Source organism: Anaerobacillus sp. ABA4_114 (genome assembly GCF_056159065.1).
The window spans coordinates 915,331-931,013 of record NZ_JBSWUM010000001.1 but is presented as its reverse complement, the minus strand read 5'-3'; the positions used below and the strand labels follow the sequence as shown (position 1 = coordinate 931,013).

Sequence of the window (15,683 nt, the reverse complement as noted above, 5' to 3'; positions counted from 1 at the left end):
GTGATCACCTCAGGTTAATGATTTTCTTTGTTTCGTTTGATTCGAGTGCTGCTAGTACGACTTGAAGTGATTTCATCCCTTCATCTCCGCTTACTGGGCTTTCCTTATCTGAAACGATGCTATCAACAAAGCGATCGATAACCTGTGAACTTGTTTGTCCACCACTCTCGTTCGTCTGGATACCGCCGAGCTCGTATTTTACAACTTCACCTGTTTGGTACTGAACGACGAGTGAGTTAACTGGATCATCTTCTAAACGAAGAATCGCCTTTTCTGCATAGATGATCGTGGAATTATCTTCACTCGCTGTGTACGCCCAGCTCGCAGCAAGCGTACCGACAACTCCGCTTTCAGACTTTAAGATACAAACTGCGTTATCATCGACCGTCGCAAAATCCTTTGCACTCGTTTCGACAAACGAGCCTACCTCTACGATTTCTTCGCCTAGCACATAGCGAATAAGATCTGTTTTATGAACACCTAGATCTCCCATTGCTCCAATAAATGCTTTTTCTTTTTCGAAGAACCAGCTTTCCTTACCGTCAACGCTCCATCCCTCAGGTCCTGGATGTCCAAATGCTGTTCTGAAACTATACACCTTGCCGAGTTCACCGCTTGCTAGTAACTCCTTCGCTTTTGCATGAGACGGGACGAATCGCTGGTTATGAGCGATCATAAGCTGCTTTCCGTGTTCACGTGCCGTCTCGATCATGAGCTCAGCGTCTTCTTTCGATGTCGCCATCGGTTTTTCGCAAAGAACATGCTTCCCTGCTTTTAGCGCAGCAATGGAAATCGGGGCATGTAAATAGTTTGGCGTACAAACACTGATTGCGTCGATTTCTTCAATTTGTAAAACATCTTCAACATTCTCATATGATGTCGCACCATATAGAGAAGCGATTTCATCAGCTCTAGATTTAACGATGTCACACACCGCAACGATCTGAACGTTCTTGTTCGCTGCGTATTCTGGTAAATGACGATGCTTCGCAATACTTCCACACCCAATAACACCAATTTTTAATGTTTTCATGGTTTCTCCTCCTCGATCTCCCTCTTATTTTGCTGAAATGGTTTCGAGCGGCTTTGCATTTCCATAGACTGGTTTCGAACGTTTCGTAGGAGTTGCCCATGCCACCGCATTTTGAATCACGCGCTGTATTTCCTCGTTATAATACGTTGGATATGTTTCATGTCCAGGTCTAAAGTAAAAGATCTTCCCTTGTCCACGCTTATATGTACAGCCACTTCTAAATACTTCGCCGCCTTCGAACCAGCTTAGAAAAACAAGCTCGTCAGGTGCTGGAATATCAAAGTGCTCTCCATACATCTCTTCTTTCTCTAACTCGATCTTCTCACCGATCCCTTCAGCGATTGGATGAGAAGGATCGACTACCCAAATCCGTTCTTTTTCATCTGCTTCACGCCACTTTAAATCACAACCTGTGCCCATCAGCTTCTTAAATATTTTTGAGAAGTGTGCAGAGTGGAGCACGATTAACCCCATCCCATCTAGCACACGATTGTGAATTCGCTCAACGACTTCATCTGATACTTCCTCATGTGCGATATGTCCCCACCAGAGTAAAACGTCTGTTTCGTTTAGAACCTCTTCAGATAATCCATGTTCCGGCTCATCGAGCGTTGCAGTCCGAACGCGATTGTCGCCTTTTAGAAAGTCAGAGATCGCACCGTGAATCCCGTTCGGATATACGCTTCTTACTTCCTCGTTTTGTTGCTCATGACGATTTTCGTTCCATACTGTTACATTAAGCATCTCTTCCACTTCCTTTTCTCTATTCTTTTACAGATCCTGATGTTAGACCAGATACGATTCTTCTCTGGAAAATAAGTACCATGATGACGAGTGGAACAGTAACGACAACTGTTGCAGCTGAGATTTCTCCCCAAGGAATCGTAAATTGTCCCTGGAAGAGTGCGATTCCAACTGGTACCGTTTTAAACTTATCCGCCGTGTTGATGGTTAGGGCGAATAAGAACTCGTTCCATGCTGCGATAAAAACTAGAATCGCTGTCGTGAAGATCCCAGGCACTGCAAGAGGCATGATGACCTTCCAATAGGTCTGCCATAGTGATGCGCCGTCGATTCTAGCAGCTTCCTCTAGGTCGAATGGAATCTTCCTAAAGAAGGTTACGAGAATCCAAATTGATAGTGGGAGCGTGATCGTTGTATAAGGGATAATCAATCCAAGGTAGCTATTTGTAAGACCTAAATTCTTCAAGAAAATATAGATCGGTGAAATGGTTGCAATCTGCGGGAACATCGATACGGATAGCACAACACCGAGGATGATCGGCTTCCCGCGAAAGTTTAAGCGTGCGATCGCATATGCTGCGAACGATGCCACAAGTACGGTATACACGGTTGTGATCCCCGCTACAACGAAACTGTTCCATAGATAGCGCATGAATGGATAGTCTACGAAAACGGATACATAGTTTTGCAGAGTCGGATTAGATGTAAATGGAGAAAAGGCTTTTTCCCCGAATAGCTCTGACAATGGTTTAATCGAACTCGCAAGCATCCATAAGAATGGAAACATGACGACAAATACAAATAACACTAGAAAAACGTAAAATAATGGTCCCGCTTTCTTATTCATTTTACTTGGCCTCCTTCTCGATTTCACTCATTATTTTCCAGAACCGTCCTTGATTAATTCAGATCCAAGTAATTTAATGAAGATAGCGGAAATGATCGCAACACAGAGGAAGACGATAACGGAAAGTGCTGAACCTTCACCAAAGTTTGTTTGTGAGAACATCACCTTGTAAGCTAGAATCGATATCGTTTCAGTTGAGTTTGCTGGACCTCCACCAGTCAATACGTAGATCAAGTCGAACACTCGGAACGCATCAAGTGTACGGAATAAAAGGGCTACAAGAATGCTAGTTTTTAAAAGTGGTAGCGTAACGGTTAAGAACTGTTTCCACTTGTTCGCTCCATCGATCGACGCCGCTTCGTAAAGAGAAGATGGGATCGTTTGGAGCCCAGCAAGAATAAGTAGGGCCATATACGGCGTTGTTTTCCAAACATCTGCAAAGATAACGGAGAACATCGCGCCCGTATCAGTCGTCAAGAGGACAGTCATCTTTTCTACTAAGCCGACGTCAGCAAATAGCTTTGCAACGATACCATTCTGACCATCATACAAGAACTTCCACATAAGAGCGGCTACGGCGGTTGGCACTGCCCATGGGATCAAGATGCTCGCACGGATAAGTCCTCTACCGATAAATGCTTTATTGATCAATAATGCGATTGCGAGTCCAAGAATCAGTTCAGCTAAGACGGAAATGAACGTAAATACACCGGTGTTCCAAAGCGCTTTCCACATTCGACTATCACTGAAATTATCTTGGTAATGTTTGAAGCCGATAAAGTTCGGTTCAACGACAATATCGTTGAGTGAAGAAGAGAGGCCAACGATTTTATCGCCTTGCTCAAGCTCTCCTGCTCCATTGATCGCTTTTAACTCCGAATTGATATCTTTCACTGAAGTTACTAAGTCTTCAGCAACACTTTCTTCGATTTCAACATATTTCATATCTTCTGGAATGTTTTCAAAGTTATCGAGCTTTTCGTTGATTAAATCATAGTTTTCAGCAGCTTTTGGCTTCTCTTGGATACGACCATCCAAATCTTCGAGCGTCGCTTTGATTTCACCAAGCTCACCTGCTGCATTGCCTTTATTGATTTCTGAATCGATCGCCCCGATTAAGAACGGGTAGTTCTGTAAATAGCGGTCCATGTCGAGCTGATAATCGAGGTGCACAGAAGATTTCGTCGGATCGTTCAACCTAAGGTCAAATAAGCTAAAATAAAAGGATTGAATAACTGGCCAAATCGAGATTGCTAGAATTAAAAGCAATGCAGGCGCGACAAGTAAGTAGCCTACTTTTGCATCACTTTTCTTCTTTTTCGTCTTCTTATCAACTTTAATAGGCTTATGAGGATCAATATCCGTTTGTGGCATGCCGCCGCTCCTCCCTTATGAAAGACATTAGCCTTCACACATATGAAGGCTAATGTTCATTTAGATTTACTTGACTAGCTTTTCTTTCATCTCTTTCTCCATCGCAGCTGCAGCTTCTTCTGGAGTTAATTCACCAGAGATCGCTTTCGATACGTTGATCTGGATGATTTCAGAGATTTCAGGATAGTTTGGAGCTACCGGACGAGACACTGCACCTTCAAGTGCGTTCTGGAATCCTTCTTCACCAAAGAATGGGTTAGCTTCAATAATTTCTTCGTCTTCAAATAGTGCTGGAAGTGTTGGAGCATGAGAACCTTCGATCGCATCGATCTTCTGTCCTTCTGGACCAGTCATGAACTTTAAGAACTCCCAAGCTTCTTGAGGGTGCTCAGAGTAGTTATTGATCGCAGCCATCCAGCCGCCAAGTGCAGCTGCTGAACCAGCATCGCCTTCAGGAAGTGGTGCTACTTCTACGTTTCCAACGATTTTAGATTGCTCTTCATCGTTAGCTAGTGAATATTGGTAAGGCCAGTTACGGATAAATGGTGCTTGTCCTTCGATAAAAGCAGTATGAGATTCTGGCTCTGTAAACGTTGTGATGTTATCTGGAACGAAATCAGCATTTGCAATTTCAACCATCTTGCTTAGACCTTTAATCGCTTCAGGTGAGTTGATCGCCACTTCACCATTCTCATCGATGAACTCTCCACCGTAAGATGCAACAAACTCAACTGCGTTTGTAACAAGTCCTTCATATTGCTTCGCTTGCATTAAGTAACCAAACTGTGTTCCATCTTGGCCTTTTAGTTCAGATGCTTGTGCCATAAGGTCATCCCACGTTTTTGGCGCTTCAGAAGCTAGGTCAGAACGATAGAAAAGCATACCAGCATCGATAAATTTAGGCATCGCCCACTGCTTCCCGTTAAACGTAGCAGCTGACACTGGTCCTTGGTTATAATCTTCCATGTTGATTCCGTCTTTTTGAATGAAACGGTCTAGAGGTAGTACGTATCCAGCTTGAGCAAATTCAGCAGGCCAGATAACATCGATATCGAACACATCGATTTCAGATGATTCAGCGTTAAGCATCGTTACATATGCATCGTGCTGTGCACCTGTGTCTGTTGGCATTTCACGGAACTCGACTTTAATGTTAGGATTTTGCTTCATGAATTCTTCAACCATAACATCGGTTGCACCCGTCGCATCCTTACCTCTTGCATAGACGATCGTTACTTGTTCTTCATCTGTCTTCGCTTCTTCATCATTTGAATTAGAGTTACTGTTGCTTGAAGTAGAATTAGATCCACAAGCGGATAACACAAGAATAAAGGCCATTACAATGATCAACAGCTTACTGTTCTTCAAAAAACGCATGATAGAAATTCCTCCTTTTAATTGTTGAAATCGTTTTCATAAATAATTGTAATCGATTTCAAAAAAGTGTGTCTTAAGTTGTCTTTCTTTTGACAAGTGAGATCGGTAGTTCAATCACCGATTGTTGCGTACGTTCGATCACACCATTCAAACAGTCGATAAATACAGACATCGTTCGTGAACCAATCTCTTCTCCTGGTTGATGGATCGTTGTGAGCTCAGGTTCTATCAAACTAGCGATAGGCTGATCATCAAACCCTAAAATTGCAAGTTCTTCTGGGACCTTAAGTCCGTGGCGCTTTGCTTCTTTCAATACTCCTGAAGCAACTTCATCTCCACCTGTAAAGATCGCTGTTGGACGATTCTTTAGGTTTATGATTTTTTTTAGCACCTTTTTGCCATCTTCCATAGTATATGTATCATGGAATACCCATTCTTGGTTGAGTGGAAGTGCAGCTTCTGCAATGGCACGCTCAAATCCTTTACGGCGATCATTTGAAAGACCGCTTTTAGAACCGTGGCAAAATGCAATTTTCTTGTAACCTCTCTCAATCAGATGACGAGTGCCTAAATAACTTCCATAGGCTTGATCAAGACGAACGATCGGAACGGTTGCATCCCGGTGATACTCATTACATAGAATGATTGGACCAGATTCAGTATATGGTTCGATCTTACTCCAATCATTTTCGATCGAAGTGAAGATTACCCCATCTACCTGCTTTGTCTTTAATAACGTAAGAAAGTCCAATTCCTTCTTCTTGCTAGACTGTGTTTGGCAAATGAGCAGTTGAAATCCTTTTTCCTCTGCAACCTTTTCGATCCCATCAAGGATCGTTGTGAAAAATGGATTCGTTAGTCTCGGTATCAGTACAGCTACTAGATTCGTCTTCCTATTCCTTAAGTTTCTTGCTGAGGTATTAGGAAAATAACCTAATTCTTGCATCGCTTCATGTACAAGCCTTCGCTTCTCTTCCGATACGTGAGGATAGTTATTTATGACGCGAGATACTGTCGCACTCGAAAGTCCGGTTTGTTTGGCGACATCTGAAATTGTAGCCATCAATTAACCTCCCCAGAAAGCTCAATAGCCTCCCCCCGTTTTTTGTAATCGATTACATGGAATCGATTGCATTCATTGTACCCCATCTTTTTTACTCCTTCAAGACTATTTTTAGAAAATTTTCACGATTATTCGCTCTTTATTTCAACTTTTCTTAAATAACGGTAGCTTCGAGACACACTTTCGATCGGATCTAACTGACACTCGTCCTGTTCGACGACCCACCACTGTACGCCGCTAGCTGGACCCACTTCAAGAACCTTTTCAATCTCAATATTTCCCGTTCCTAAAATAACCGTGTCTTCATTCGCGTCATCCGAACGATCCTTCAGATGAACGACCGGCGTTCGTCCCTTGTATGTTTGTAACCATTCGATCGGATCGTGCCCTGCTCTTTGCAGCCAGTAAATATCGAACTCTGCTTGAATCGTGCTATCGCTATCTAGAATCATGGCGAGTGGTGAGTTCTTCATTTCTTTCTCAAGTTCAAAATCATGATGATGGTAGGAGATCGACATACCATGCTCGGCACATTTTCCTGCCGCTTCTTTTAATACGTCAACAACGTGTTGATAGCTCTCTTCATTTCTCATTTCAGAAGGGAGCCATGGACAAACGATTCGGGTATTTCCGAGCTTCATTTGCTCATAAATAACCTGTTCAAGATCCTGTTCGATGCATTCGAACGGAACATGGTGACCGACCACATCTAAACCAAGCTCATCCAGCTTTTCCTTTACTTCTTCCGGTCGTTTTCCGTATAGTCCAGCGAGTTCAACACCTTCATAGCCGATTCCAGCTACCCGTTCGAGAGTCTTGAAAAAATCTTTTTCACATTCATTTCTTAGCGTGTAAAGCTGTACGCCGATCTTATTCATTTTGACATGCTCCTTTCTCTACGAAACAAAACGTAAGGGATAGAAATGTTTTCCACCCCTTCACGTTCAGAGTTCTAGATAATTTGTCGAAATCCTTTCTCAAATAAAAAAACCTTCCCTACGTAAGGGAAGGTAAAGTTATTAACAATTCTCAGGCGTACCAGCGTTCGTCGCTGTTTTAAACGAAGAACCGCAGCCGCATGATGCGATCGCGTTCGGGTTTTCGATCGTGAACCCGCCGCCCATCATGTTTTGTTTATAGTCGATCTGCACACCGTTTAAGATCGGTGCGCTTTCGTTATCCATAATAATCGTGACGCCATGTTGTGGTTCGAGCGCTTGATCATCGTCGTTCATTTCTGTGTCGAAGCCCATTCCATAGCTTAGGCCAGTACAGCCTCCACCTTTCACACCGACGCGCAGGTAAAGGGTGTCACCTTCTTCTTGCTTCATCATTTCTTTTACCTGTGCTGCTGCAGCTTCAGATAAATGGATCATACGTATCCCTCCATTTCACCATAATGCTACTTCTAGTATACCGCGCTTAGTCTTTTAGCTCAACAATCCGACCTTATCGGGCAGATACACTCATTTCTTCAGAACGCTGTTTATATTTTATCTGCAATATTAGATTATGCTTTTCATCAAGCTTTTGACTGTACTCTAGAACTTTTGGATGGTTCAAGCCCATCGCTACTGCGGTTTGCATCATTTTCGTTCGTAGAGATTCAATTTCGTCATTGTATTGCTGGATTTCAATACCGTCCAATGCCTGCGTCCCCTCTCTATAAGTACCTCCTTCCATTCTACATGAATATCCTTTTATTAACAAACATACTTAAATTTGTTAAGAGGCAAAATACGTTCCCGTAGCAATCGTCGTCGCTGGTCCTGTCATCATCACATGGTCATCTTCTTTCCATGTGATCTCGAGGTCTCCGCCGGCTAAATGAACTGTGACAGGCGTCCCTTTTTCGGTATGTCCATTCAACACACCGGCTACAACGGCTGCACAAGCTCCTGTTCCACAAGCTTGAGTGATGCCAGATCCTCTTTCCCATACGCGAAAGTGAAATTCAGATTTTGAAATCACTTCAACGAACTCGACGTTGATGCTTTCAGGAAATAGCTCATGATTTGTGAAATATGGCCCAGCAGTGGTTAAAGGAGCTTCATGAATAGTGTCTACAAACATCACCATGTGTGGGTTGCCCATCGAAACGCCTGTCATGGTAAAAGGTGTGCCGTCATAGTGAACAGTTTCCCCGATCACTTCATCTTCTGGATTTCCTACCATCGGAAGGCTCCCTTTCGTCCATTTAGGAATCCCCATGTTGATCGTGACAGACCCTACTTCTCCATTTTCTTCATGCACAACAGCTTGAACAATGCCACCGAGGGTTTCAATTTTAAATGATGTGTCTTTAACGATTTGATGCTCGTATGCGTACTTTGCTAAGCACCGCAGTCCATTTCCACAGTTTTTTCCTTCTGACCCGTCTTTGTTAAAGATCCTCATCTTAACATCCGCTTTTTCAGAAGGACAAATCAAGATCATGCCGTCTGAACCGATGCCAGTATGTACGTCTGACATATCGATCGCATACTGCGACAGCCGCTCTTCATCTAAGTGTTGCTTAAACAGATCGATATAAATGTAGTTGTTTCCTAATCCGTGCATTTTTGTATACGTAATTTCAGGCAATGATTTCACTCTTTCTATATCTTAATTGCTTTTTCGAACAGCTTGAGTTGTCCAAAAATAGTCATCATCTATTTTTACAATATGAACCTTACCATTGCAGCAAGGCATTACCAATCGAGTTTTAATCTCTTGTAATCCCTGTTCAAAGTCTCTTTCGGTCATAGGAGTCAATACATTTTCACTATGACAAAAAGGGCATTCATTCACATAAACGTCGCCCATCATCCTGTCATATGGCAGTGTATGGTTAAAGCTCGTCATGCGTGCTCGCCTCCCCATGTCAGTTATTGAAACAAGTATACAACAAAAAATGCAAAATACAATCATCCGCACTAAAAGAAAAAAAGCCTCTATAAAAGAGGCTTCAAATTAAAAGATAAGCATACCAGCGATCGCTGCGTTAAGAAGGTTTGCAAGCGTACCTGCAAGGATCGCACGCATACCGAATTTAGCAATTTCCGGACGACGTTTAGGAGCAAGTCCACCAAGTCCGCCTAGCAAGATCGCTAGAGATGAGAAGTTTGCGAATCCACAAAGAGCGAAACTGATGATTGCAACTGACTTATCCGAAAGGCTTCCGCTACCAATTTCTGGTCCGAAAGAAGAGAATGCTACGAATTCGTTAAGAATAAGTTTTTGTCCAATGTAGTTACCAGCCTGTACAGCATCTTGCCAAGGTACACCGATTACGAACGCTAGAGGAGAGAATACGTAACCTAGAATTTGTTCGATCGTAATGTCACCAGCTCCGAACCAGCCACCGATTCCACCGATAAGTCCGTTAAGAAGTGCGATCAAAGCGATGAAAGAAAGTAGCATCGCACCAACGTTAAGCGCAAGCTTTAGACCGTCTGATGCACCATGTGCAGCTGCATCGATAACGTTTACATGATCTTCGTTTCTTTCCATCTTGATCTTATCAGCTGTTTCTGATTTTTCCGTTTCAGGCATGATTAGCTTTGCCATCAATAGACCTGCAGGCGCTGCCATGAAGCTTGCTGCAAGTAAGTATTCCAATGGTACACCTAGTAGTGAGTACCCGATAAGCACAGAGCCGGCTACTGATGCAAGACCACCAGTCATAACAGCGAATAGCTCTGACTTTGTCATTTTATCTAAATATGGTTTTACAACCAACGGTGCTTCTGTTTGTCCAACGAAAATATTCGCTGTAGCAGATAGTGACTCTGCTTTACTCGTACCAAGTGCCCAAGAAATCGCTCCACCTAGTAGACGAATAATCCACTGCATGATTCCAAGATAGTAAAGAACTGAAATCAAAGAAGAGAAGAAGATAATGATCGTTAGTACTTGGAAAGCAAAAATAAATCCAACTTGCTCATTACCAATCAAACCACCGAATAGGAACGTGATTCCATCATTCGCATAGTTAATAATATCTTGTACACGAAGCGATAGCCATTTTAGACCAGCTTTACCAGCTTCCCACTTAAGAACTACAAATGCGAATGCTATTTGAATCGCAAGTGCACCGAAAACAGTGCGTAGGTTAATCGCTTTACGATTCGTTGAAAAGATTAACGCGATAGCGAATAGAACAGCCATACCGCCTAAACCCCATAATATTTGCATGTCTTACACCCCTTAATTAATATTCGTACCAGTCATAAGCTTAGCGTACCCAATTCATTCCTATAAGAAAGCATATATAAATCAAAAGTTTGGATACAGCGCTTACAAACGTTTTTTGAAAAATTCGACATTTTTCGCAAAAGCCGCAAAAGAAAAAGCCTGTTCTCTCTCTATCAGACTTCTTTTGACCTTTGTCATTATAACACATATCGTTTTTATGAAAAGGATTTATTTTTATAATTCTAGAGCAGAAAGTATTTTATCCAAAAGTTGATCTGCATCCGTTGAACTTACCAAAACCCCGTCTACAATAGCAAAAGATTCTTCAAAGCAGTTCCCACAATACCCAAGACACCCGTAGTCTACAAGCTCAACATTTCCATAACTTTCTAGCGCTTTCCAAACTTTCTTATTGTTTCTTAAGTTCCCTTTGCAAAACTCGATCGTATGCAAACGTAAATATCCCCCTTACAATCGTTTTCAGAATTCATATTGTAGAAAAGTGGCAGTTTCGCTATACTTTTAACTGTCGAAGCAGATCGAAAATAAACTCTATCTAACATTATAACGCGTGTATCATCTTACTTCCTTCATTTCCTTATCATTTTATTACTTAAAATTACTAATTTGGATGCAGCGTTATTGAATATGTCTTATAAAGGGGAAATTTCTAATGAAAAGGCTAGTGCTTTTAGGTGGAGGATATGGCGGCATGCGTATACTCCAAAAATTATTTGCTCAAGATGTACCGAAAGATGTAACGATAACGCTAGTAGACCGTAATCCATACCATAGTTTAAAAACAGAATACTACGCGCTTGCTGCTGGGACAGCAAGTGACCATCATATTCGCGTTCAATTTCCGAAGCACCCAAACCTCGAAGTCAAGTATGGGGAAGTTACAGGGATCGATCTAGAAGAAAATGTTGTTTCGCTTAAAGACGATGAACCGTTACCCTACGATTCTCTTGTGATCGGTTTAGGATGTGAAGATAAGTACCACAATGTACCAGGTGCGAAAGAACATACGATGAGTATTCAAACGATCGATGCTTCTCGAAGAGCGTACGAGGTCTTGAATAACCTTGGTGCGAGATCTGTCGTTGGGATTGTAGGCGGGGGACTAAGTGGCGTTGAACTTGCTAGTGAACTGCATGAAAGCCGCCCTGATCTCGAAATCAAACTGTTTGACCGTGGGAAAACGATACTTTCCGCATTTCCTGATCGTCTTGGAAACTATGTACAATCGTGGTTTGAAGAAAGAGATGTTACCGTCGTAAGTGAATCGAACATTACACAGGTCGAACCGAATACCCTTTATAATCACGGAGACCCTGTCCACTGTGATGCAATCGTGTGGACTGCTGGAATTCAACCGAACAAATTAGTTCGTGATCTTGATGTAGAGAAAGACGCTCAGGGCCGCATCACCCTGGATTCACATCACAAAATACCTGGTCATACAAACGCATTCGTTGTAGGAGACTGCGCGAGTCTTCCATTCTCTCCAAGTGCTCAACTAGCTGAAGAGCAAGCGGAACAAATCGCCCTCGTCCTTCAGAAAGAATGGAAGCAAGAATCATTGCCATCTTTACCAGCGATCAAAGTTAAAGGAACTCTCGGTTCACTTGGGAGCAAGCACGGTTTTGGGGTCATGGCAAACAGACCTTTAACAGGAAGAGTACCTCGACTTCTTAAATCAGGTATTTTATGGATGTACAAAAATCATAATGGATAAAAAAAGGTCAGTGGGATTCCCCACTGACCTTTTTACTTTACGCTGTCGCACGCTTATCAAGTACTGCATATAGATCTTTTAAACGAGGGTTACCTTCTGAAACAATTTGATGTTGGTAAACGACCACAGGATAGAAAAGATCTTCTTCGATCACTTTTGATGCAAAAGCAGCTTCTGCGCCCTCAAGTTCACCGAATATATCGATATAGCGTACTAAAATATCTCGTTCCGGGTATTTACGGGATAACGCGGCTTGTAACCAATCCGCCGTTTCTTCTGAAGATGGGAGGTTGACACAGCTTGCACAACGTTCACCTGCTCCATACACTAGCACTTCTTCCATGATGCAAAACGCCCTTTCTATACCATCTGTTGCTTTTATTGTACCTCAATCTCTATAGAACGAAAAGAAGCATTCGCCTTTTTTTAATTCGTTATTGCTTGTCGTCTATTTGCATGATAAATTTATAGTGATAATAATTATCATTCCGCGATAGCACATAGATTTTTTCGCTAATCATTAGTATAATGAAAGTATGAAGGGAGTCGATGAATATGCACGAACAGGTCCAGGATGTACTTAACAAACTGCGTCCATTCCTCCTACGTGATGGTGGAGACGTAGAACTGGTAGACATCGAAGAAGGCGTGGTAAAGGTACGTTTGATGGGAGCGTGCGGCAGCTGCCCTAGTTCCACAATCACTCTAAAAGCAGGAATCGAGCGCGCACTTCTTGAAGAAGTCCCAGGCGTGACTGAACTTGAACAGGTATTTTAATAACCGACAAAATTCATTCCCTCCAACATTTGGAGGGAATTTTTCATAACATCAACCATTCGATTTGTCTCATCGTATTGCCCCGCTCACCGATCAGCTCACTGAATACCCCTTTGAACAAATACTCTCGCTCTCCTTCACGGTCTACATAGTTTTGTAGCATGTGGGTAATCTCTTGTTTTTCTTTAAGGTTTTCTTCACTATAATAACGTTCGATCGCCTCCACATACGTGATCGGAAATAACAAACGCGCATACAACAAGTTCCATTCCATCGCACTCATCGATCTTCTTTGATGATACTCCAAAATAAATGATCTCACTTCATCATATCCCGCTCTCTCATCAAACAGCTTATATCGTGTCCATTCAGCAAGATCTCTCGCAGGATGATCGAGTATGAATTCTGATGGCAATAGAAAGTCAGTACCTCCGATGTTTTGAGCATTAAATCGTCTGAAAACCAATGTTCTTACATCGAACGGATTCACGCCAGCATCGATCGAAGCGTCGACAAGATACTGTATCGCATTTTCAGCAAGCCCCAGATAATAAGGAAACGTCTCGATGAACAACGTGTCAAACTCCCCTAACGGTTGCTCTTGCTTCATCAACGTAAATCGATAAGCCTCTAACTGATCGATTCGTCGTTGCCACCTAAGCTGCCATGGTTGAACTTCTGGAAGCTCACTATAGTTATTTAGTAAATTCCCACCTTTTCGATGAAGGAGTGCTAAACGATGACCATCAGATTCTCTGATCGTGCGTGTTTTCCACGGCAGCTGATAGAGCGTAACTGCTTCGTTCCCAATCGTCTCGATGTACCTCCCCCTTTTTGTAGAGATAGGTAGTAGTGTTGGCTCATTTTGCTGATTAAAATATTGTGAGATGAGGACGTACCAGGGGAAATCCTCTTCTCTTTCTGTTTCTGCACGTTTTAGGATACATTCACCCAATTCTGTGGTCTGAAGTACGTATCCACCGTTCACTCGATATACATGATTGACCACGATTCCGTACTGGTGAAATAGCTCTCGCTCTAGCATCTTCGCCCTCCACGTTGCGTCATATATATGTAAGATATGCCCGACCGCCCAATTTGTGTATGAATTATGGGTGCTAACAATTGTCATATTTCACAACTTCTAACCATATACTAATAAAACTAACCAAACAACAATACCAATTTACTATAAAGTTAGGTGGGACAAGAATGGGCGAAAAACCTGTAGATGCTGTAGAGAAAGCTGCTCGATCGAAGTTAAAAGAACGAGGAGTAGAATTAGAGGATATCGCAGAACTAGTGTATTACCTGCAAGTAAAATATCACCCTAACCTAAAGATGGATGAATGTAGAACAAACGTTGATCGCGTACTATCGAAAAGAGAAGTACAAAACGCAGTCCTTACGGGCATCCAGCTCGATGAGCTCGCTGAAAAGAATATGCTCGATCAGCCTCTTCAAGATATATTGATGAAAGACGAAGGATTGTACGGAGTCGACGAGATTATTGCGCTATCGATCGTAAACGTATACGGATCGATCGGTTTTACCAACTATGGATATATCGATAAATTAAAGCCCGGAATTCTCGAGAAATTAAACGATAAGTCATCAGGAAGTTGTCACACGTACCTCGATGATATAGTAGGAGCAATTGCCGCTGCCGCTTCAAGCCGTCTTGCCCATCGTTCAACAGAGTCTAACTAAACAATGCCCTAGGCGGTCGCCTAGGGCATTTTCAGCTATACTTCCCACTCTTCTAGTGAGTTTGCGGTATAAATCGGTGCTTTTTCTACACTTTCTAAATGCTGTTTCGTTGTAACACCCGTGTGGACAAGTAATGTATCCATCCCTGCCTGAATACCTGCCATAATATCTGTTCTATAGTTATCCCCAACCATTAGCGTTTCATCTTTGTCCGTTCCAAGCTGTTTGAGCGCTTTCTCCATAATCACTGGTTCCGGCTTACCGATAAAAATTGGCTCTACTTCTGTAGACACAGTTATAACTGCTGTTAAGGAGCCATTGCCTGGAAGCAGTCCTCTTTCTGTCGGTATTGCGATATCACCGTTCGTCGAGATAAATGTTGCACCGTTACGAACTGCGATACATGCCTTCGCTAATTTTTCATATGTAATTTCCCTGTCGATTCCGACCACTACATAATCTGGGTTTTCGTCCTGTAGGGTTAGGCCTTCATCCGTTAAGGCATCACGAATTCCCTCTTCGCCAATCACATACACGGAAGCACCTTTCTTTTCATTAGAAATATAGCTTGCCGTCGCCATGCTCGTGGTAAATACGTGCTCTTTTGTACAAGGGACGCCAAAGTTTACAAGCTTCTCTGCTACTTGTTCTTTTCGTTTTGAAGAATTGTTCGTCACAAACAAGTATGGAATTCCTGCTACTTCTAGCCTTTTCACAAAATCTACAGCTTCTTGTATCTTTTCTGTGCCACGATACATCGTACCGTCCAAATCGATCAAATATCCTTTATACTTTTTCATCATGTCTACCTCCACTTATCTAAAAACCGCTTTCACAATGAAAG

Annotated in this window: 19 protein-coding genes; 3 read left to right on the top strand and 16 right to left on the bottom strand. The window is 42.4% G+C overall.

Translation table 11 applies throughout. From position 1 onward, the window contains the following. Nucleotides 1-4: 4 nt before the first annotated feature. The 13 genes from ACXAEY_RS04555 to ACXAEY_RS04495 all read right to left on the bottom strand — a co-directional run bounded on the left by ACXAEY_RS04555 (nt 5) and on the right by ACXAEY_RS04495 (nt 11,067). Nucleotides 5-1,033, bottom strand: a complete 1,029-nt coding sequence (locus tag ACXAEY_RS04555) for a Gfo/Idh/MocA family protein (RefSeq protein WP_474810679.1) — start codon at nt 1,031-1,033, stop codon at nt 5-7. Nucleotides 1,034-1,057: 24 nt separating this feature from the next. After that, complete coding sequence (locus ACXAEY_RS04550) at nt 1,058-1,777, bottom strand: ThuA domain-containing protein (protein ID WP_474810678.1); 720 nt, start codon at nt 1,775-1,777, stop codon at nt 1,058-1,060. A gap of 19 nt (nt 1,778-1,796) precedes the next feature. Then, nucleotides 1,797-2,624 (bottom strand): carbohydrate ABC transporter permease, encoded by an 828-nt coding sequence (locus ACXAEY_RS04545; protein WP_270179867.1) that lies wholly within the window; start codon nt 2,622-2,624, stop codon nt 1,797-1,799. A 30-nt stretch (nt 2,625-2,654) separates the two neighbouring features. Beyond that, nucleotides 2,655-3,998, bottom strand: a complete 1,344-nt coding sequence (locus ACXAEY_RS04540) for a carbohydrate ABC transporter permease (protein ID WP_474810677.1) — start codon at nt 3,996-3,998, stop codon at nt 2,655-2,657. A 66-nt stretch (nt 3,999-4,064) separates the two neighbouring features. Continuing rightward, nucleotides 4,065-5,375 carry an ABC transporter substrate-binding protein gene (locus tag ACXAEY_RS04535; protein ID WP_270179869.1) on the bottom strand — a complete coding sequence of 437 codons (1,311 nt, stop codon included), beginning with the start codon at nt 5,373-5,375 and terminating at the stop codon, nt 4,065-4,067. A 73-nt stretch (nt 5,376-5,448) separates the two neighbouring features. Beyond that, on the bottom strand, nt 5,449-6,438 hold the full coding sequence (locus tag ACXAEY_RS04530; RefSeq protein ID WP_270179870.1) for a LacI family DNA-binding transcriptional regulator: 990 nt from the start codon (nt 6,436-6,438) through the stop codon (nt 5,449-5,451). A gap of 128 nt (nt 6,439-6,566) precedes the next feature. Further along, nucleotides 6,567-7,316, bottom strand: a complete 750-nt coding sequence (locus ACXAEY_RS04525; protein WP_474810676.1) for a sugar phosphate isomerase/epimerase family protein — start codon at nt 7,314-7,316, stop codon at nt 6,567-6,569. A 141-nt stretch (nt 7,317-7,457) separates the two neighbouring features. Beyond that, nucleotides 7,458-7,814, bottom strand: coding sequence for a HesB/IscA family protein (locus ACXAEY_RS04520; RefSeq protein ID WP_270179874.1), 357 nt, complete (start codon nt 7,812-7,814; stop codon nt 7,458-7,460). A 73-nt stretch (nt 7,815-7,887) separates the two neighbouring features. Beyond that, the gene (locus ACXAEY_RS04515; protein ID WP_270179875.1) at nt 7,888-8,085 is read right to left on the bottom strand and encodes an aspartyl-phosphate phosphatase Spo0E family protein; all 198 of its coding nucleotides are present in this window, start codon (nt 8,083-8,085) and stop codon (nt 7,888-7,890) included. Between the two features lie 78 nt (nt 8,086-8,163). After that, the gene (gene dapF / locus ACXAEY_RS04510) at nt 8,164-9,021 is read right to left on the bottom strand and encodes a diaminopimelate epimerase (protein WP_474810675.1); all 858 of its coding nucleotides are present in this window, start codon (nt 9,019-9,021) and stop codon (nt 8,164-8,166) included. Between the two features lie 21 nt (nt 9,022-9,042). Then, nucleotides 9,043-9,282 carry a hypothetical protein gene (locus tag ACXAEY_RS04505; RefSeq protein ID WP_270179877.1) on the bottom strand — a complete coding sequence of 80 codons (240 nt, stop codon included), beginning with the start codon at nt 9,280-9,282 and terminating at the stop codon, nt 9,043-9,045. 108 nt (nt 9,283-9,390) lie between these two features. Continuing rightward, on the bottom strand, nt 9,391-10,614 hold the full coding sequence (locus ACXAEY_RS04500) for a NupC/NupG family nucleoside CNT transporter (protein ID WP_474810674.1): 1,224 nt from the start codon (nt 10,612-10,614) through the stop codon (nt 9,391-9,393). Between the two features lie 234 nt (nt 10,615-10,848). Beyond that, complete coding sequence (locus tag ACXAEY_RS04495) at nt 10,849-11,067, bottom strand: YuzB family protein (protein ID WP_270179879.1); 219 nt, start codon at nt 11,065-11,067, stop codon at nt 10,849-10,851. Nucleotides 11,068-11,287: 220 nt separating this feature from the next. Here ACXAEY_RS04495 and ACXAEY_RS04490 point away from each other — a divergent pair, with 220 nt between their 5' ends. Beyond that, entirely contained in the window at nt 11,288-12,352 is a 1,065-nt protein-coding gene (locus ACXAEY_RS04490) for an NAD(P)/FAD-dependent oxidoreductase (RefSeq protein WP_474810673.1), read from the top strand. A gap of 37 nt (nt 12,353-12,389) precedes the next feature. On the opposite strand, the gene ACXAEY_RS04485 is transcribed toward ACXAEY_RS04490, so the two are convergent. Continuing rightward, complete coding sequence (locus ACXAEY_RS04485; protein WP_270179881.1) at nt 12,390-12,695, bottom strand: DUF1462 family protein; 306 nt, start codon at nt 12,693-12,695, stop codon at nt 12,390-12,392. 206 nt (nt 12,696-12,901) lie between these two features. On the opposite strand from ACXAEY_RS04485, the gene ACXAEY_RS04480 reads away from it, so the two are divergent. Beyond that, nucleotides 12,902-13,129 carry a NifU family protein gene (locus ACXAEY_RS04480; RefSeq protein WP_270179882.1) on the top strand — a complete coding sequence of 76 codons (228 nt, stop codon included), beginning with the start codon at nt 12,902-12,904 and terminating at the stop codon, nt 13,127-13,129. Nucleotides 13,130-13,172: 43 nt separating this feature from the next. Here ACXAEY_RS04480 and yutH read toward each other — a convergent pair whose 3' ends face one another. Further along, on the bottom strand, nt 13,173-14,174 hold the full coding sequence (gene yutH, locus ACXAEY_RS04475; RefSeq protein WP_474810672.1) for a spore coat putative kinase YutH: 1,002 nt from the start codon (nt 14,172-14,174) through the stop codon (nt 13,173-13,175). Between the two features lie 167 nt (nt 14,175-14,341). Between yutH and ACXAEY_RS04470 the strand changes: the two genes are divergently transcribed. Continuing rightward, a complete protein-coding gene (locus tag ACXAEY_RS04470) occupies nt 14,342-14,839 on the top strand; it encodes a phosphatidylglycerophosphatase A family protein (RefSeq protein ID WP_270179884.1) in 498 nt (165 codons plus the stop codon). A 35-nt stretch (nt 14,840-14,874) separates the two neighbouring features. Here the strand turns inward: ACXAEY_RS04470 and ACXAEY_RS04465 are convergent, their stop codons facing one another. Then, entirely contained in the window at nt 14,875-15,639 is a 765-nt protein-coding gene (locus ACXAEY_RS04465; RefSeq protein WP_474810671.1) for a TIGR01457 family HAD-type hydrolase, read from the bottom strand. Nucleotides 15,640-15,683 lie beyond the last annotated feature (44 nt).